We start from the raw sequence: 16,990 nt of genomic DNA on the forward strand, positions 1-16,990 counted from the left end.
CCTGCGGTGGTGGCGAAGCGCAAGACTCCGCCGCCCGCCCCTGCGGTCTCACCGAGTGCGGCCTCCGCTCAGACCGCCATCGCAGTCGACCCATTTCCCGCGATCGCGATCGAGAGTGTGCGATGGCATCCGGACCGCCCGCGAAGCGTCGCGCAGATCGTCCTGCCCAATATGACGAAGCGGGAAGCGCACGAAGGCGAGGTCGTGGCCGGGGTGCGCATCACCAGTATCTCCCCGGCCTCGGTCGAAGTAGAGTTCAACTCCTCGCGGCGCGTGATCGAGGTCGGTCGCTGACCCGCGCCGAGCAGCTGGGTCCGGGTACGGAACTCGTACTGCGCATCGATTCTCTGGGCGCGGGTGGCGATGGCGTGGGGCGATACGAAGGCATGGCGGTCTTCGTCGCGCTGGCCGCTCCCGGCGATCTTTTGCGTGTGCGCCTGTCGCGTGTGCGAAAACGCTTCGCTCTTGGCGAGATCGTCGAAGTCCTCGAACCCGGATCGGAGCGACGCGAGCCTCCGTGTTCCCTTTTCAGCGATTGCGGCGGCTGCGATTGGATGCACGTGAGTGAGGCTGCGCAGCAACGCGCGCGGACGATGATCGTGCGCGACGCCCTGCAGCGAATCGCGCATCTGACCGAACTTCCCGAGATCGACTACGTGTCGTCACCAGCGCAGCTGGGTTATCGATCGCGCGCGCGTATCGCTCACGCTGCACGGCAGGTGGGTTTCCGTGCTCGCGCGTCGCATTTCGTGATCGATGTCGAACGCTGTCTCATCCTGGATGAGTCAACACAAAAAGAACTGGATCGAGTTCGAGATCGATCTCCGCGGGGTCGGGGAGAAGTGTCGATCCGAGGTTACGGAGACACGCTCGACATCGGTGTCAACCGTTACAGCGTCGGTGAGAATGCGTTCTTTCAGACGAACCGATCGCTCTGGGAAACATGGTTGCAACTCGTGTTGAACGCGTGCGGCGAAGGTGGGCTTGCCGTCGAGTTCTATGCGGGCGTCGGTTTCTACACGGCCGGACTCGTGAAACGTTTCTCCCGGGTGATCGCAGTGGAACGCGGTGCGCATGCGCGTGACGCCGCGCGGAACTCGAATGCAGAAATCGTCGAGGCGTCGGCCGAGTCCTGGGCACCGGGAAAGCTCTCGGGTCTGGCGCCGGAACTCGTGTTGCTCAATCCACCGCGTACCGGTTGTCATCGCAGCGTAGTGAATGCAGTGCGTGACTCGGGTGCTCAACGAGTCGTCTATGTCTCGTGCGAACCATCGACGCTCGCGCGCGACGTCGAGGTTCTTGCACCTTCGTATTCCGTGACCGAGATCACATGCATTGACGCTCTTCCGCAAACGCATCACGTAGAAGTTATTGCTTCAATGACAAAAAGCGTTTGACCCGGCTCACCTTCATGGAATAAAGTCACTCCACTCGAACGGCGGTGAACGCAGCGAGTTTCGGAGATCCTCTTTCACGGTCGAGTAGCGAAGCCCGACATTGCTCTAGAACAGAACGAAGAAGATCTCTCGGGATCGCCCGTAATCCGCATCGGGTGGGTCGGAGAGGAAATTCCAGAGGGTCCTGCGGCGTGAGTCGCAGGGCCCTCGCTGTTTCCTCTCCTCCGAACACGAAAGCTCCAGTTCCGACGGAACTGTCACGCCTTCAGTGATACGTCGGGTCGTCGTCGTCTTTCTGGTTCTTGCGGCGCTCCCACTCGTCACGCCGTACGGCCTTGAGCCGATTGCGCATGCGGTAGCGATGCCAGCGGTAGCGCAGCTTGCTGAAGCCGAAGTAGCCTTTCACTTCACTGCGCATCACGATTGCAGCGACGATTACGCCGCCCAGATGTCCCACGTGACTGACGTTTCCGCCGCCACCCATCGCGAGTTGCATTACGAAGAGAACCGGGATGAACCAGATCGCCTTGATCGGGATCGGCGGGAACAAGAGCATGATCGTGCGGTCCGGCCACGTGAGGCTGAACGCGGTGAGCAGCCCATAGATCGCACCGGACGCTCCGAGTGTGGTCACGTAGTGGGCCCCCGAGAGCAGGTTGCCCGCCATGATGATGAACCCTGCACCCACACCACAGATCAGGTAGAAACGCAGAAAGCGTTTCGCGCCCCAGACTGCTTCCAGCGATCCGCCGAACATGTAGAGCGCGAACATATTGAACAAGAGATGCATCGGGCCGTGGACATCGTGCAGCCACATATAGGTGAAGGGCTGCCAGATCATGCCCCGGAATACGCCCGCCACACTGATGGAGCCGATCTCGGTAAACGGCACTCCGGTGCCGAGCATCAGCAATTGCAGCACCCAGAACACGCCGTTGGCGATCATGAGCTTCTTGACCATCGGGCTCAGGGCGGGAAAACCCCCGCCACCGCCGAACCCCCCGCTACCTCTGTTCAATCGGGCTTCCTTTCAGGCTCCTGGGCTCCAGACCTCTGAGACAGGACACTAGGAAATTCGCCCATCCTTTGCCGGGGCGAAGGCCTCCAGTGCGCTGCGGGCTGCGGATTCGTCGAGTCCGGCGAGGTCCAGGATGGGCAGGTCGATCTCGAGCGCCTGCCTCAATTCCAGTAGACGTTCTCGACAGCGTTCGACTTCGCCCCACAGAACCGCCCGTTCCGCCGCGGCCTCGGGCAACCCGCGAAACCAGGGCGCGTGGCGGCGATATTCCTCGATGGCGGCTGCAGCGCCCAGCCCGGGTCGCGCAAAGATCCAGATCCAGGTAGGGAGAGGCCGGGTCAGGTGCTGGCGAAGTGCATCGAGCTGCTCCCGTACGGGCGGCACATTGGCTTCCCAGATGTCGGCGTGTCTATCGACGATGCGCAGAGCGCGCGGCCGCGCGGCGGCCACGACCAGCGACAGAGGGACCGGGGCCGAGCCGAGGCGCGCGCCATCGAGCCGGATGTGACGACCCGCGAAACGCACCTCCTTGTCTGACAGCAACTCCGGCAGGACTTCGAGCAGCTCGTCGAGCCAGCTCAGGCGTTCGGCATCACTCAACTCGGGCAGACCCAGACTGGACTCGTGACGGGCCTGCCCTGCGGCCAGAAAGCCAAACGTCCGCCCCGCCGAGAGTGTCTGCAAGCTGGCAAAGCTGCGGGCGAGAAGCGCGGCGTTCCAGAATACTGGAACCCGAATCGAAGCCACGCGAATCCGCTCGGTCGAACGCAGAGTGGCCGCCAGCAGTGCGGTCGAGTCGTGGATCGGAGACGTCGGGCGACGCGGAAGCCAGGTCGTATCGCCATCGATTACAAGTACGTCGTAACCGAGTCGATCGGCGTCCTGCGCCAGGCGCAGTATGGCGTCGAGTGGGAGTCGATGGCCGGTGATGGCCACGCCGCAGCCGGATCGAGCCTGTTGGTCGCTCACGTCAGGTCCGCGCGTCGGGCCGCGTGATACAGCGCTGCGATCGACTTGGCGTCGTCGATCTCGCCGCGGTCAATCATTTCCAACGCTTCGCCTAGCGTTCGTTCGTGCACTTCGATCACCTCGTCGCTCTCGTGGGCCATGTTTCCCCGCACGAGGTCGTAGGCGCAAAAAAGGTGAATGCGTTCGTCTGTGAATCCGGGAGTTGTCAGGATGCTGCCGGTTGCTTCGATCCGGCCCGCCCGGTAACCCGTCTCCTCTTCGAGTTCGCGCGCAGCGCACACGGCCGGGTCTTCACCGGGGTCGATCTTTCCGGCCGGGACCTCCCAGATGGTTCCCGATGCCGCGTGTCGATACTGGCGCAGGAGCAGGATCCGGTCTTCGCCCAGAAACGGAACGATCGCCGACGCGCCGGGATGACGCAGAACGGCGATCTCGACGCGCTGCTTTGAAGGCAGCACGACTTCGTCGATTCCGAACGAACCGATCGATCCTTGCCAGATCACCCGCCGCTTCATCTCCAGCGAGAGTAGCCCACGTGCTGGCGGGCTCCCCGTCTCCAGAAAGCATGGAAACGGGTTGTTAGAATCCCGCGTTGGTGGCAGACCTGCGCAGTCAGCTCGAAATGCATCGGGAAGCGTGTGAACTCGTGCGTCTTGGGCTGCGGGCGGGCCGTTGCAGTGCGTCAGAAGCGGCCGAGGCGCTGGACGAAGCGGATGATCGCCACGGCGAGCTGAGCAGTGGCGATGCGCTGGATGGACTGCGGAGCGATCACGAGACGGGCGACTTCGAAACCGCTCGAGAATCGACACGCCGACTGATCGTGGCCATCGAGCGGATCGTCCTCGGCCGGAGTACGCGCGAGCTCGATACCGAGATTCTCGAGCGGCAATCCGCCCATCGCTTTCGCATCGGCAAGCTCGATCTTCCGCGCGGCCAGTGGCTGGAGCGCCTGAGCGAAAGCGAATCGGCCGATGATCGGCGCGAAATCCAGGAAATGCTCGATCGCGGGCAGTCCGAGTTGCGGCTCTTGCGCGAGGAGCGCTTCGCCCGTCGCCTCGAGGTTCTGAACGCGATGCATCACGGGAATCACCTGGAATGGGCCGCGCTGCGGCAGCCGCAGGTTGATTCGAAGGCCTGGTCGGATTCGGCTTCACTCGTGCTCGAAGCCAGCGAACCGGCGTATCGCGATGCCCTGGCTGGCGGTCTTTCGGCTATCGGATCGAGTCGGCGTGCGAGCCGCGCCGATCTGATCGCCATCGAGCGCCGCAGGGCGTTCGATCGCTTCTTTCCCCTGGCGAATCTGGCCAACGGAATAGAGTTTACGACTCGCGGCCTGGGCCTTGCCCTGGCAGATCTGGATTCCGTGACGACCGCACCCGCGCTCTCGAGAGGTGCAGTCTGCACGGCGCCGCACATCCCCGGGCGCATTCAGATCCTGCACGCAACGCGCGGGGGGGCCGATACCTACGAGTCCTGCCTGGAAGCGAGCGGGCGCGCGTTCGCCTTCGCCTTTTGTTCCGCGTCTTTGCCTATCGAACGCCGCGCGCCTGGCGATCCGGCGCTCGAACACGCCTGGGGCCGCTTGTTCGCCAATCGCACTCAGGATCGCGACTGGATCGAGCGCGGGCCGGCCGCCGTCCGCGCGGATGTCTTTGCCGAAACAGGCCGGTTTCTGCGACTCCTGCGGCTGCGCCGTGCAGCTGCGTTGGCGCGCGTTGAAATCGAATTGGCTGCGCTCGGGGAACCGGGCGATCCGCGACCACTCGGCGATTTCTTCGCCGATCTCCTTTCCGACGCGCTGGGTTGTTCCTTCGCACCCGAGCAGATGCTCGGCGAGGCAAATCCCGAACTCCCGGCACTCGATCAGCTGCGTTCGGCCTGCCTGGTGGCGCAACTCGAAGAGTATCTGCGTGCGGAGTTCGGCCAGTCCTTCTGGCAAGTGCGCGGTGCTGGTGAACTCCTGAAGGAACTCTGGAATACCGGCTCCACGTACTCGGCCGAAGGAATTGCCGATCAGCTCGGCCTGGGAAAGCTCTCGGTCGAACTCGCGATCGAATCCTGTCTCCGGGAGTCAGCGCGTTGAATCTCCCCACTTGCTAGTGTTTCCAGATGTCCTGGCATGAGCAGATGGTCACGGTCCCGATCGGAGACGGAAGGATCACACTCGAAGGGGTGTGGCAATCCGGCAGTCTGCGCGGCGCCGTGATTGCACCGCCCCATCCAGAGTACGGCGGGAGCATGGACAGCCCCGTGTGTAATGAGCTGGCCTACGGTCTCTACAAGAGCGGCATCGCATCGCTGCGCTTCAACTGGAAGGGAGTGGGGGCGAGCCAGGGCGTTCGGAGTGGCGATCTCGAAGCAGCCGAAGAAGATTACGCGGCCGCGCTGGAGCACACCGCGCAGAGCGCGGAGCTTCCGCTGATCGCCGCGGGCTACTCATTCGGTTCAGTCGTCGCGCTGCGCTGCGCCATGGGGGATCCGCGCGTGCGCGACGTGCTGATGGTGGCGCCGCCCGTGGCCATGCTCGAAGCGCTTCCCCTGGACCAGTTCGGGCGACCGCTGCATGTGATCGTGGGCGGGCAGGACACGCTTGCACCGGTCGACAAACTCTCCGCATTGATCTCGCCCCTGCCCAACGCGAACCTCGACGTGATTCCGAAGGCCGATCATTTCTTTGCGTCCGGAGGCCTCGCCGAACTCCCGCAGCTGGTACAGAGCGCGATCAACGCCTGATCCGAGTTTCTCTCCGTCTTACCGGTGGATGAGAGATTCCAGTGATGGCACGGGTCTTCAGTGGCCGCAGACCCTGCGCATCTCGGTTTCGCGAGATTTCCGTCCACGAACCCAGGTAGCGCGAGTTCGCTACCGGATTGGAGGACGGTAAACCGGATACGCGGCAGGAGGGTCCTACAGGTTAGAGCAGAAAAGGGAAGGGTAGGGATGGTCAACAAGATGAGCACCGCGGGAGCAGCTCCGGGGTCCAACCTGGCTGAAGCCCGCGGAAGAGTTCCGGTGAGCCTGAGAGAGGTGAATCGTCGGAAACTGCCCGATGCGCCCGAGTCGATTCGGATGGATTTTCGCAGGGTACAAACGGGAGCGAAAGTCCTCGGCGTGATTCTGGGATCGCTGATGCAGGTCGCCACCGCGGCTGCTCAGAGCTACCCGATCGTGGATACGGGGCAAGCCACTTCGTACGACGACTCCGATGTCATCGCCGCTCCGTCAGCGGGTGCGGCCTTCTATGGTCAGGATGCGCAGCACAGTGGAAATCAACCTAGCTACGCGATCAGCGCAGACGGCTTGAGCGTGCTCGATGGAGTTACGGGTCTGACCTGGACCCGGGACCCTGATCTGGATGGTGACAGCGATATCGATGCCGACGACAAGCTGAGCTGGGCCGATGCTATGTCCTATGCCGCCACGCTCAACGCGGTCAGCTTCGGTGTTTACGACGACTGGCGTCTGCCTAGCATCAAGGAACTCTATTCTCTGATCGACTTCAGCGGCGTTGATCCGAGCGGTTACTCCGGCACCAACACCTCCGGACTGGTGCCCTTCATCGATACGGCCTACTTCGATTTTGACTACGGGGACACGGGTGCCAGCGAGCGCATCATCGATGCCCAGTATTGGTCCAGTGACGAGTACGTAAGCACGACGATGAGCGGCGACCACACGGTATTCGGTGTCAACTTCGCAGACGGACGCATCAAGGGGTATGGGACGGCAGATCCAGTGGATCCCAGCCAGGACAAGACTGCATACGTTCGTTTTGTGAGGGGCAATACCAGCTACGGCATCAACCAGTTCCTGGACAATGGTGACGACACCATTACGGACGAGGCGAGCCTCTTGATGTGGTCCAGGGCGGACAATGGAACAGGACTGAATTGGGAGGACGCGCTGGCCTGGGTCGAGCAGAAGAACTCCGAGAGTTTTCTCGGCTACGGCGACTGGCGTCTTCCGGACGCGAAGGAACTCCAGAGCATTATCGACTACACGCGCTCGCCCGCCACAACGGCTTCTCCCGCCATCGACGCACTCTTCGGGGCGACCGCCATCGTCGACGAAGGGGGTGGAACGGATTATCCCTTCTACTGGACCGGAACGACTCATGCGAACTGGACTGGAAGTCCGGGCCAGTGGGCGGTCTACCTCGCGTTTGGTGAAGCTCTGGGATTCATGGAGACTCCGCAGAACTCCGGCAACTATGTGCTGATGGACGTTCACGGCGCCGGTTCTCAGCGAAGCGATCCGAAAGATGGCGATCCCGCCAGCTACCCCAATGGCAATGGTCCTCAGGGCGATGTGGTTCGGGTTTTCAACTACGTCCGACTCGTGCGCGACGCAGAACTAGCACAAGCCACAGCGGTCCCCGCCCTTCCGGCGTGGGGGTTGGGAGTGCTGGCCGTTCTCCTGTTCGGGACGAGCGCACTCCGAGGGGTTCTGTCGCGCTGATCGCGTCTCGCGGAACTCCGATTCAGGTCTGCGGTTAAGGTTTACGAGTCGGGCTTACAGAAACCCGGCCAGACGCTTCTGGATGATCTCTTCTGCCTCGGCCATGATCCGGTCGATCAGTTCCTTGCAGGTCGGGATGTCGCTGATGAGGCCGGCGACCATTCCACACGACCAGGCGCCCGCATCCATGAGCCCTTCCGACATGATGCGCGGGTAGACACCGCCCACTTCCTCGACGATGTCCTTGAACTCGATCTTGTCGCCGAGTTCCTTTTCCTTGGCGAGCAGGCGCTCGACCGCGGGGTTGGTGAGCACACGCTCCGTATTGCGGAGCGGGCGCATTACGAGTCGAGTATCGAGTTCCGAAGCTGCGACGATCGCCGCCTTGACGTTGTCGTGAACGGGCGCCTCCTTGGTTGCGATGAAGCGGGTGCCCATGTTCATGCCCTGTGCGCCCATGGCCAGGGATGCGACCAGAGAGCGACCGTCCGCCATGCCGCCCGAGGCAACAAAGGGGATCTCGAGTTCATCTGCCGCACGCGGCAGAAGAATCATGTTCGGGATGTCGTCTTCACCGGGGTGACCTCCGCACTCGAAACCGTCCACCGAAACCGCGTCGCAGCCGATGCTCTGGGCCTTTAGGGCGTGGCGCACGGAGGTGCACTTGTGAATGATCTTGATCCCCGCCTCCTTGAGCGTAGGCATGACGACCTTGGGATTTCGACCGGCGGTCTCGACGACCTTGACCCCGCCCTCCGCAATCACCTTGGCGTAGCCTGGGTAGTCCGGCACGGAAAGCCCCGGCAAGAAGGTCAGGTTCACGCCGAAGGGCTTGTCCGTCATTTCTTTGCAGCGCGCGATCTCCTTAGCAAGGTCATCGGCGGATGGTTGCGTGAGGCCCGTGATGATTCCGAGTCCGCCCGCGTTGGACACTGCGGCGGCCATCTCGGCGAAGCCGACGTAGTGCATGCCGCCCTGAATGATCGGGTGCTCGATGCCGAGCATTTCCGTGATTGCGGTCTTCATGATGATCTCCTTGAATGGCAACTAATATTCGAATGCCGGAGGCCACGCGGCCACCGGTCGCTCTCACAGAGGCTCTTGTCCCCCGTGCTCATATCGTCTTCCGCCGCCGTCGCGCTGGTTCCAGCGGCGGGCTTGCCCAGGGTTCCCCTACGGGGGCTTCCACGCCCCTGGGCCAACCCGGACCCGGTGCCCCCTCCAGGTCGCTCGCCTCAACGGGTATCCCGTCCGCATCGACCGCAATCAGGCGAGCCACTTCTCGGCCTGATTCGCGCTCGCGAAACACGAACGGCACTTTCGCTTCGCCAAAGATCCACTTGTCCGACCAGAGGCGCATCGCCGTGATGACGATCCAGAGGTCGCGGCCTTTCGGAGTGAGCTTGTACTCGTAGCGATGGCCCGGCTCAGCGAGTCGTTCTTTGGCAAGAACATCGTGCTCTACGAGTCTGGACAGGCGATCGGACAAAACATTCTTGGCGATGCCGAGATTCGTCTCGAACTGCTGGAAGCGGGTCGCGCCCAGCAGCGCATCGCGAATGATCAGCAGGGTCCACCAATCCCCCAACTGCTCGAGGGCCTGGGCGACACCGCAATTGATCGTGTCGAATCGGGTCCTGGACACGTTCTTCGACTCGTTTCCTACAAGTTTCGTGAAGCAACCTATACGACGGGCCCGGGAGGGTCAACTCGACGAGTGTGGCCGCTGATCGCCGCTACCGGCCAGTCGCCCTCGCGCGGGTCGCAGCTTTTGGTCCGACACACGTCCATCGGCTGGCACGCGCTTTGCTCCTACGCCCGCGCACCCCCAAAGAGGAGACAGCATGGGCGATCCGATTCTGTTCCTGTCCGATAGCCCGGAAGAGCGAAGTTCAGATGCGATCCACAACGGCGTGGAGGCCGTTCGCGGGCGGCCCGATGCGGCGCGAATCCTCTCAGAGCGCGCACTCGAAGCCATCTGCATCGACCGTCGAAAGATTGAAGACGCGCTATCGGACGCGCGCTGGCTGCGCCGGCGTCGCAATCAGCTGCCGGTCATCGCGATTGCGGACGCCGAGCAGATGAACCACGCAGTCGAACTTCTCGATCACGGTGTCGAAGAGCTGGTCGTGCGCGATGCGAGTTCGCGCGACGCAGTTCGGCAGCGACTCGAAGGTCTCGATCGTCGGCGCCATCGCACACAGGAACCGCGGGCGACCGAACAGATCATTGCCAGCAGTCCCGCGATGCGCATCTGTCTCGAGTACGTCGAAAAGGCCCAGCGCAGCTCGGCCAGCGTCCTTCTTCAGGGTGAGACCGGTTCTGGCAAGGAAGTGATCGCCCGATCGATTCATCGGGGCGGATTGCGCGCGCCGGGTTCGTTTGTCGCGATCAACTGTGCGGCGTTTCCCGAAACACTGCTCGAGAGTGAACTCTTCGGGCACGAGCGAGGAGCGTTCACGGGCGCAACGCGGCCGAAACCCGGTCATTTCGAGCAGGCCGACGGCGGCACTCTCTTCCTGGACGAGATCGGAGAAACCACTCTGGCCTTCCAGGTCAAGCTCCTGCGCGTTCTGCAGGAGGGAACCGTGCGGCCACTGGGCGCAACGAGTGAAACCCAGGTCGATGTGCGCATCATCGCGGCCACGAACCGGGATCTTCAACACGAAGTCGAGGTCGGTCGTTTCCGGCGCGATCTCTTCTATCGCCTCAACGTCTTCCCGATCGCCCTGCCACCGCTGCGCGTGCGCGCAGAAGACGTGATTCCGCTCGCACGCCTCTTCCTGGAACGCCACCGCGGCGCAGATACACCCTGCGATATTGCTCCCGATGCCGCCCGCTTGCTCGAAACACACACCTGGCCCGGCAACGTGCGCGAACTGGAAAACGAAGTCGCGCGCATCGTGGCCAGCGTAGACGGAGAATCCCTGATCACCGCACGAATGCTCTCCGGCGAAATCCGCGGACGTTCACCGAGTCTGCCGCCGGATCCTTCGTCGGAAACCCTGCGCCAGACCATGGCGCGCTTCGAAGCCTGGGTACTGCGCCGTGCACTCGACCGACACGGACAGCGCAGAATCGCAACCGCGCGCAGTCTGGGAATCACCCGGGAGTGCCTCTACAAGAAACTCAAACGCTACGGCATGCAATGATCTCTGCCTACTCTGGCCGGCCCCCTATCCACTCTCGCACCCGCTCGATGAGTTCGTCGAGCAACTCCTGCTTCGGGTAGTGGCTGGGCGGATTCAATACGAGTTGCATGATGGTCGAGTTGACGAGGTTGATGACCAGCTGCAGCGTGGCATCGGAGAGATTAGGCCGGAAGAAGTGACCAGAGTGTCCGTGTACCTGCCGGGATAACTCGAGCAGCCGGGCGCCGATCGCCTGGATCGGCTCGAGTTGGTTTGCGTACGGAACCTGATAGATGAAGACCGCGATCAGGTCCTTTTCCCGCGCCACGGTGTCGTGAATGAGCTGGATCCACCTCTGCAACGCCTGATCCTCGCGGCCGTCCAGTACTTCGGCCGCACCCCGTGCCAGGCGCTCTAGCAGTTGCTCCACCAGGCCTTGGGCCACCTGTGCCACGATTGCGTCCTTGCCTGGAAAGTATTCGTACAGCGAAGCGATGTTCACGCCGGCCCGCACGGCGATGTGGTTCGTGCTGGTACCGGCGTATCCATTGCGTGGCAGGAGCCAAGCGCATGCCTCGACCACGGCCTTGAACGTCTCTTGCGAGCGAGCCTGGGAAGGCAGTTTTTTCGGAGCAAAATCAGGGGTTTGAGTCTTCGTCTTCACGTACGCTCCGGGCTGGGCGTCAATCCAAGTATTTCCAAGTAAATATTTGGTTTATGATAACCCACGAGCGACATACATCTGCAGGAGAATGAACGTGGCAATGAAGAACGGTGGCGAGATCCTGATCGAGATGCTCGAGCGGGCGGGGATTCGTCAGTTCTTCACGCTGCACGGAGGCCATCTGGACTCCGTCTTCATGGCCGCCCAGGAGCGCGGTTTCAGCATGACGGATATGCGCCACGAGCAAGCGGCCGTGCATGCGGCCGATGGTTGGGCGCGCGCAACCGGCGAGCCCGGGATTGCGGTCGTCACTTCGGGGCCCGGCGTGGCGAATGCGGTGAGCGGTGTCGTGAATGCTTTTGTCGATGCCATACCGATGTTGGTGATCGGGGGCGCGAATCCGGCCAACGAAGATGAGAGACTCCCGCTCGCGGGTGGTTACGATCAAGTGGGCTTGATGGCCCCGGTTACCAAATGGGCGCATCGCATCCCAAAGATCGAGCGGGTCGCCGATCAGGTCGCTCAGGCGCTGCGCATAGCAACCAGCGGTCGGCCGGGCCCGGTCTATCTAGAAATTCCGATCGATGTCGCTTTCGCGCAGATGGACGAGAAGGCGATCCACTGGCCCGGCAAGACCGCACCGGCCACGCGGCCGAGTGCAACGCATGAGGCTGTCGAGACGGCCATTGAATGGCTTCACGCCGCTGAGCGTCCGGCGATTCTGCTCGGAAGCGGCGCTTGGTTCTCGGGTTTGCGCACGAATCTCCGGTCCGATCTTCTCGAACTGATCGAGCGCGCGCAGATCCCCGTGTTTTCCAATAGCCGCGCCCACGGCCTGGTTCCGGCGGACCACCCGCTCTGCTGCCGAAATATCATGAATCTCGCGATGCTCGATCGGCAGAGTACGGGTGGGCCGAATACCGTTCTCGTCCTGGGCGCGCGGCTCGGGTTGTTTACCGGCGGAGCGGGTGACCAGATGCTGCCCCGGGATGCGCGAGTGATTCAGGTCGATATCGAGCCCGAAGAAATCGGTCGCAATCGCGATGTTGACCTCGCGATCACTGCTGATTGCGGCGAGACTGTTCGAGCCCTCTGTGGCGCTGCGAAACTACGAAGCTGGCCAGCCCGCGAAGATTGGCTCAAAGCCACGCGCGCAAGCAGTGAAATCCATCGGATGATGTTTGGCAGCACGCTGACAGAGGCGAAGACGCCAATCCATCCCTATGTACTCGCCGACTCCGTCGTGGAGGTCGCGGGACGGGAGAGCATCCTCGTTGCGGAAGGGGGCGGGACATCTTCCTGGATGGAGATGACCGCTCAAGTCTACGAGGGCGGACATTGGCTTTCCCATGGCTACCTCGCCCAGCTCGGAACCGGCATGCCCTTTGCCATCGCGGCCCAGCGCGCTCATCCGGAAAAGCGTGTGATCTGTGTGTTGGGCGACGGGGCAGTCGGATTCAATTTCGCCGAGTTCGACACCATGGTCAGGCACGAGCTACCGGTGGTGGTCGTCGTCAACAACGATCAGCAATGGGGGATGTCGGCACACGGTCAGGATCTGATCTATGGCGAGGGCCATCGTGTCGTGACAAACCTCGGCGCGACCCGTTACGACCTGGCCGCGGTCGGTTTCGGTTGCCATGGGGAGCACGTCACTGATCCGGGGGATCTGCTTCCAGCACTGGAACGCGCGCTGGCGAGTGGCAAGCCCGCGTGCGTGAATGTGATGACAGACCCTTCGGTCGTCTCCCTCATAACGCTGGCACTCGTGGGTGGCGCAAGCGATGCCGGTCTGACCGGTGAGAAGAAGGAACTGCGTTACCTACCGTGAACGGTGTGGCGGCGGCCAAGGGCCGCTGTCTTGCATTTCGAGTGATGGTGAGAGCGACCGGGATCAATCAGGAGAGGAATCAAGATGCGAGCAGCAATCATGCGCGATGCCAAGATCATCGTGGATACCGTGCCAGAACCCGAACCCCAGAAGGGCGAGATCCTCGTGGGAACGCTGGCCTGCGGCATCTGCGGATCTGATCTTCACGCCCTCCAGCACGGTCCGCAGATGGTCGAAGCTTCTCTCGAGGCCGGCGCGCCCACGGTGATGGACCTTTCCCGGGACGTCATCATGGGACACGAATTCTGTGCAGAGATCCTCGACTATGGCCCCGGTACGGGCCGTCAGCACAAACCCGGAACGCGCGTCGTCCATCCTGCGCTCTTGATTCGCGGTGCCGAGTTTCACGGTCTTGGCTATTCGAACGAAGTGCCGGGAGGATTCGCCGAGCGCATGCTCTTGATGGAGTCGATGCTGGTTCCAGTGCCGAACGGTCTTTCGTCCCAGCACGCCGCCTTGACCGAGCCCATCTCAGTCGGAATTCACGCTGTGGCGCGTGCCAAAGTCGACGCCGGAGACTCGGCGATCGTGGTGGGATGCGGACCCGTTGGGCTCGCCGTGATTGCGGGGCTTCGCCTCGCAAATGTCGAAACCATCGTGGCTGCTGATTTCTCTCCCATGCGGCGCGCGCTCGCCGAGCGCATGGGCGCCCACGTGGTCGTGGATCCCGCGGAGCGCTCCGGCTTCGACGCCTGGCTCGAGCTGGGGCAGATGCGCCCTCCGGCCATCTTCGAATGCGTCGGTGTGCCGGGCATATTGCAGGACATCATTCGCGAAGCACCGCGTCAATCACGCGTCGTGGTGGTTGGGGTTTCGATGGAGGCGGACCTCATCAAGCCCATGGTGGCCATCGTCAAGGAACTCGATATTCGCTTCTCCTTCGGCTATTCGCCGGAGGAATTCGCGCAAACGCTGCACTCGTTGGCGGAAGGTCGGATCGAAGCAGAGCCGCTCATCACTGGTCACGCCGGGCTTGACGGCGTAGCCGCTGCTTTCGAGGAACTCGCTCTGCCCGATAAACACGCGAAGATTCTCGTCGAACCCGGTCGCTAGGCCGCGGAGATCCTTGTCGAATCCGATTTCTGACAAGCCACACCGCAGCGAACGGATTTCAACCGCACGATAGCCAGGAGTTTCCATGAAACCCTTCCCCGAAGCCCAGCGCGTCCGCCTGCCCAGTCGAAAGGGAGCCGCGGGCGCCGACATCGATGCCATTGCGCTTTCGGTCCACGAGGCGGGTGAAGGTCCGGCCGTCGTTCTGTGCCACGGCTTCCCGGAGCTCGCCTACTCCTGGAGCCATCAGCTGGCCACACTGGCCGAGGCGGGCTTTCGCACCATCGTCCCGGATATGCGCGGCTACGGCGCCAGCGACTCTCCCGAGACCATCGAAGATTTTGACCTCGAACACCTGGCGTCAGACATGGCCGGGTTGCTGGATTCGCTCGGAATTGAACAGGCCGTTTTTGCGGGACACGACTGGGGTGGATTCGTTGCGTGGGCCATGCCGGTCCTCTACCCGGAGCGAACGCTTGGCGTCATTGGAGTCAATACACCCAACTTCCCGGTTCCCACGACGGCGCACTATCGCACTCTGGTCAGCGCGGACGACGAAGCCTACACCCTCTGGTTTCAAACGCCGGACGTAGCGGAGCGCTTCGTCGATGCGCGCACGCGAATCGTCTTCGAAAAGTTGATGCGTCGCGATGTCTCGGTCGAGCAAGCGGTGGCCCAGGCCGTCCGGGATGAGGTCGGCTTCAACCCCTTCCTTCGAATCGATGCGATCGGAGCGATCGGCGAAGCACTGCTGACCCCGGCCGAGCTGGACCACTATACGAGTACCTATCAGAGCGCCAGCTTCCGCGGCGGCATCAACTGGTATCGAAACATCGATCGCAACGCTGCGCGCTTGCCCGAGGTCGGAAAGAAGAAGCTCGATCTTCCATGCCTGATGATCACCGCGGAATGGGATCCGGCGATGCCTCCCTACATCGCTGAAGGCACAAAAGATCTCTGCAGCGATCTGGAAATGCACATGATCAAGGGCTGCGGTCATTGGACCCAACAAGAGAAGCCGCAAGAGCTCAGCTCTTTGATGCTGAACTGGCTGACGAAGCGATTCGGCAACCAGGCGTAGACTGCAGCGCATGGCACTTTCCCGAGAACTGGCGCTGGAGTCCGATCAGATCGAAGAGATCATGACTAGCGAGTGGAACCTGCGGATTGCCACGCACAGCCCGCAGGACCGCATCAATCTGACGCCGATGTGGTTTGCCTGGGTCAACGGATGCATCTACATCTACGGCCGGGGTCAGAAGATCCGAAACCTGCGACGCAATCCGCAGTGCACGGTGATCGTGGATCGCAACACGAAGTTCCCGGAGTTGCAGGGGCTCATGTTCCAGGGGCGCGCGACCATCCTGGAGGACGCAGCCGCCGAGGACGCGGATCCCCACCTGAATGAGGCCCGAGTTCAGATGGGGAGGAAGTACAACGGCGGCCACGGCCGCCCGCCCGTCGACGACCCGCCCCCCAACGACTTCTCGGCCGGCGGAAGTAGCCGGCGCTGGTTTATCGTCGAGCCCGAGCACAAGGTGACCTGGGACAACTTCAAACTCGGACGACTGACGCGCCGGGGCTGAACGCCGCGAAAAGGAAACCGTGCAGCTACGCGCTGTAAAGCTCGGACGACGCCTTCATGAAACGCAACTGCATGCGCATGGTGGCAACAGTGCGACCCTCGTCGTCTTTGGCTGCCGAGTCGAACCAGATGATCTCCGTCTTCGGGCTTTCTCCCAACGAGATCACTTCGGAGCTCACGCTATAGGCCTGATCGAGGAACACGGGGCCCTGCGTGTGCGCGACTTCGATCGATCCGAACAAGCCGACGGAGCGGCCGATCTTCGCGCGCAGCGCTTCGGTCGGCGCGAACCAGAGCAGTTCGACGAGTGCTGAGGGCGAGGCCAGGGAACCGCCCCACGGAGACGGACCCGAGTACCAGGCCAGGGGATCGCTGATCCAGCCCTTTTCGAGCCGTTCCTGCTGCTGTTTTCCGGCGTACTGTTCCTCGAACGATCCGATGACTTCGCCCGGTCGCAACTCCTGGAGGATGCGCAGTCCCTTCGGATCGCAGGAACGCAGGTCGGTCTGGTGCAGAGCACTCTGGCTGATGTCGCCGATCCCCGCGCTGCCGCGCGCGACTTCGAGCCCGTCCTCGCGAAGCATCCAGGCTTCGACTGGGTTGGGGTCTTTCGGATCGGCGGGGGGAGTGACGTGTGCGCGCACGATCTCGCGGTCTGTCGTTGCGTTCAGGAAACGCAACGACAGATGTCCCGTCTCAAACCACTCGTTTCCGAACGCTTCGACGAGCACGGGAACGAACTGATCCATGTGGATGTTTCCGGCTACGGTGCCGCCGCGGAATCCGAGCTTCGATGCGGTCGCATCGTCGTGGATGCTCCCCTC

General features: G+C 62.4%; 16 protein-coding genes. 9 read left to right on the forward strand and 7 right to left on the reverse strand.

Annotated elements, in window-relative coordinates; translation table 11 throughout:
* Positions 1-122: 122 nt before the first annotated feature.
* On the forward strand, positions 123-1,397 hold the full coding sequence (locus tag GY725_20980; protein ID MCP4006661.1) for a class I SAM-dependent RNA methyltransferase: 1,275 nt from the start codon (positions 123-125) through the stop codon (positions 1,395-1,397).
* 265 nt (positions 1,398-1,662) lie between these two features.
* Here GY725_20980 and GY725_20985 read toward each other — a convergent pair whose 3' ends face one another.
* From GY725_20985 to GY725_20995, 3 genes are read right to left on the reverse strand one after another with little or no spacing between them, the layout of a single operon-like run.
* On the reverse strand, positions 1,663-2,415 hold the full coding sequence (locus GY725_20985) for a rhomboid family intramembrane serine protease (GenBank protein ID MCP4006662.1): 753 nt from the start codon (positions 2,413-2,415) through the stop codon (positions 1,663-1,665).
* A gap of 48 nt (positions 2,416-2,463) precedes the next feature.
* A complete protein-coding gene (locus GY725_20990; GenBank protein MCP4006663.1) occupies positions 2,464-3,384 on the reverse strand; it encodes an LLM class flavin-dependent oxidoreductase in 921 nt (306 codons plus the stop codon).
* Entirely contained in the window at positions 3,381-3,887 is a 507-nt protein-coding gene (locus GY725_20995; GenBank protein MCP4006664.1) for an NUDIX hydrolase, read from the reverse strand. The genes GY725_20990 and GY725_20995 overlap by 4 nt, the downstream gene beginning before the upstream one ends.
* 92 nt (positions 3,888-3,979) lie before the next feature.
* On the opposite strand from GY725_20995, the gene GY725_21000 reads away from it, so the two are divergent.
* The 3 genes from GY725_21000 to GY725_21010 all read left to right on the forward strand — a co-directional run bounded on the left by GY725_21000 (position 3,980) and on the right by GY725_21010 (position 7,842).
* Entirely contained in the window at positions 3,980-5,467 is a 1,488-nt protein-coding gene (locus GY725_21000) for a hypothetical protein (GenBank protein ID MCP4006665.1), read from the forward strand.
* Positions 5,468-5,493: 26 nt separating this feature from the next.
* Positions 5,494-6,117, forward strand: coding sequence for a hypothetical protein (locus GY725_21005; protein MCP4006666.1), 624 nt, complete (start codon positions 5,494-5,496; stop codon positions 6,115-6,117).
* Between the two features lie 396 nt (positions 6,118-6,513).
* Positions 6,514-7,842 carry a DUF1566 domain-containing protein gene (locus GY725_21010; GenBank protein MCP4006667.1) on the forward strand — a complete coding sequence of 443 codons (1,329 nt, stop codon included), beginning with the start codon at positions 6,514-6,516 and terminating at the stop codon, positions 7,840-7,842.
* Between the two features lie 54 nt (positions 7,843-7,896).
* On the opposite strand, the gene GY725_21015 is transcribed toward GY725_21010, so the two are convergent.
* Positions 7,897-8,868 carry a nitronate monooxygenase gene (locus tag GY725_21015; GenBank protein ID MCP4006668.1) on the reverse strand — a complete coding sequence of 324 codons (972 nt, stop codon included), beginning with the start codon at positions 8,866-8,868 and terminating at the stop codon, positions 7,897-7,899.
* An 88-nt stretch (positions 8,869-8,956) separates the two neighbouring features.
* Complete coding sequence (locus GY725_21020) at positions 8,957-9,487, reverse strand: helix-turn-helix transcriptional regulator (protein MCP4006669.1); 531 nt, start codon at positions 9,485-9,487, stop codon at positions 8,957-8,959.
* A gap of 199 nt (positions 9,488-9,686) precedes the next feature.
* Here GY725_21020 and GY725_21025 point away from each other — a divergent pair, with 199 nt between their 5' ends.
* Positions 9,687-10,994 carry an AAA domain-containing protein gene (locus GY725_21025; GenBank protein ID MCP4006670.1) on the forward strand — a complete coding sequence of 436 codons (1,308 nt, stop codon included), beginning with the start codon at positions 9,687-9,689 and terminating at the stop codon, positions 10,992-10,994.
* A 7-nt stretch (positions 10,995-11,001) separates the two neighbouring features.
* Here the strand turns inward: GY725_21025 and GY725_21030 are convergent, their stop codons facing one another.
* On the reverse strand, positions 11,002-11,637 hold the full coding sequence (locus GY725_21030) for a TetR/AcrR family transcriptional regulator (protein MCP4006671.1): 636 nt from the start codon (positions 11,635-11,637) through the stop codon (positions 11,002-11,004).
* Between the two features lie 94 nt (positions 11,638-11,731).
* On the opposite strand from GY725_21030, the gene GY725_21035 reads away from it, so the two are divergent.
* The 4 genes from GY725_21035 (at position 11,732) to GY725_21050 (ending at position 16,167) form a co-directional block, all read left to right on the forward strand.
* Positions 11,732-13,468, forward strand: coding sequence for a thiamine pyrophosphate-binding protein (locus GY725_21035; GenBank protein MCP4006672.1), 1,737 nt, complete (start codon positions 11,732-11,734; stop codon positions 13,466-13,468).
* Positions 13,469-13,552: 84 nt separating this feature from the next.
* A complete protein-coding gene (locus GY725_21040; protein MCP4006673.1) occupies positions 13,553-14,581 on the forward strand; it encodes a zinc-binding dehydrogenase in 1,029 nt (342 codons plus the stop codon).
* 85 nt (positions 14,582-14,666) lie between these two features.
* On the forward strand, positions 14,667-15,662 hold the full coding sequence (locus tag GY725_21045) for an alpha/beta hydrolase (GenBank protein MCP4006674.1): 996 nt from the start codon (positions 14,667-14,669) through the stop codon (positions 15,660-15,662).
* Positions 15,663-15,672: 10 nt separating this feature from the next.
* Positions 15,673-16,167 carry a pyridoxamine 5'-phosphate oxidase family protein gene (locus tag GY725_21050; protein MCP4006675.1) on the forward strand — a complete coding sequence of 165 codons (495 nt, stop codon included), beginning with the start codon at positions 15,673-15,675 and terminating at the stop codon, positions 16,165-16,167.
* A 25-nt stretch (positions 16,168-16,192) separates the two neighbouring features.
* On the opposite strand, the gene GY725_21055 is transcribed toward GY725_21050, so the two are convergent.
* Positions 16,193-16,990, reverse strand: a 798-nt coding sequence (locus tag GY725_21055; protein ID MCP4006676.1) for a hypothetical protein, incomplete at its 5' end; no start/stop codon positions are given.

This window comes from bacterium (assembly GCA_024226335.1).
Lineage (GTDB): Bacteria > Myxococcota_A > UBA9160 > SZUA-336 > SZUA-336 > JAAELY01.

Coding starts and splice junctions, on each gene's coding strand:
- GY725_20980 (MCP4006661.1), top strand. CDS start 123: ATGGCATCCGGACCGCCCGCGAAGCGTCGCGCAGATCGTCCTGCCCAA.
- GY725_21005 (MCP4006666.1), top strand. CDS start 5,494: ATGTCCTGGCATGAGCAGATGGTCACGGTCCCGATCGGAGACGGAAGG.
- GY725_21010 (MCP4006667.1), top strand. CDS start 6,514: ATGCAGGTCGCCACCGCGGCTGCTCAGAGCTACCCGATCGTGGATACG.
- GY725_21015 (MCP4006668.1), bottom strand. CDS start 8,868: ATGAAGACCGCAATCACGGAAATGCTCGGCATCGAGCACCCGATCATT.
- GY725_21025 (MCP4006670.1), top strand. CDS start 9,687: ATGGGCGATCCGATTCTGTTCCTGTCCGATAGCCCGGAAGAGCGAAGT.
- GY725_21040 (MCP4006673.1), top strand. CDS start 13,553: ATGCGAGCAGCAATCATGCGCGATGCCAAGATCATCGTGGATACCGTG.
- GY725_21045 (MCP4006674.1), top strand. CDS start 14,667: ATGAAACCCTTCCCCGAAGCCCAGCGCGTCCGCCTGCCCAGTCGAAAG.
- GY725_21050 (MCP4006675.1), top strand. CDS start 15,673: ATGGCACTTTCCCGAGAACTGGCGCTGGAGTCCGATCAGATCGAAGAG.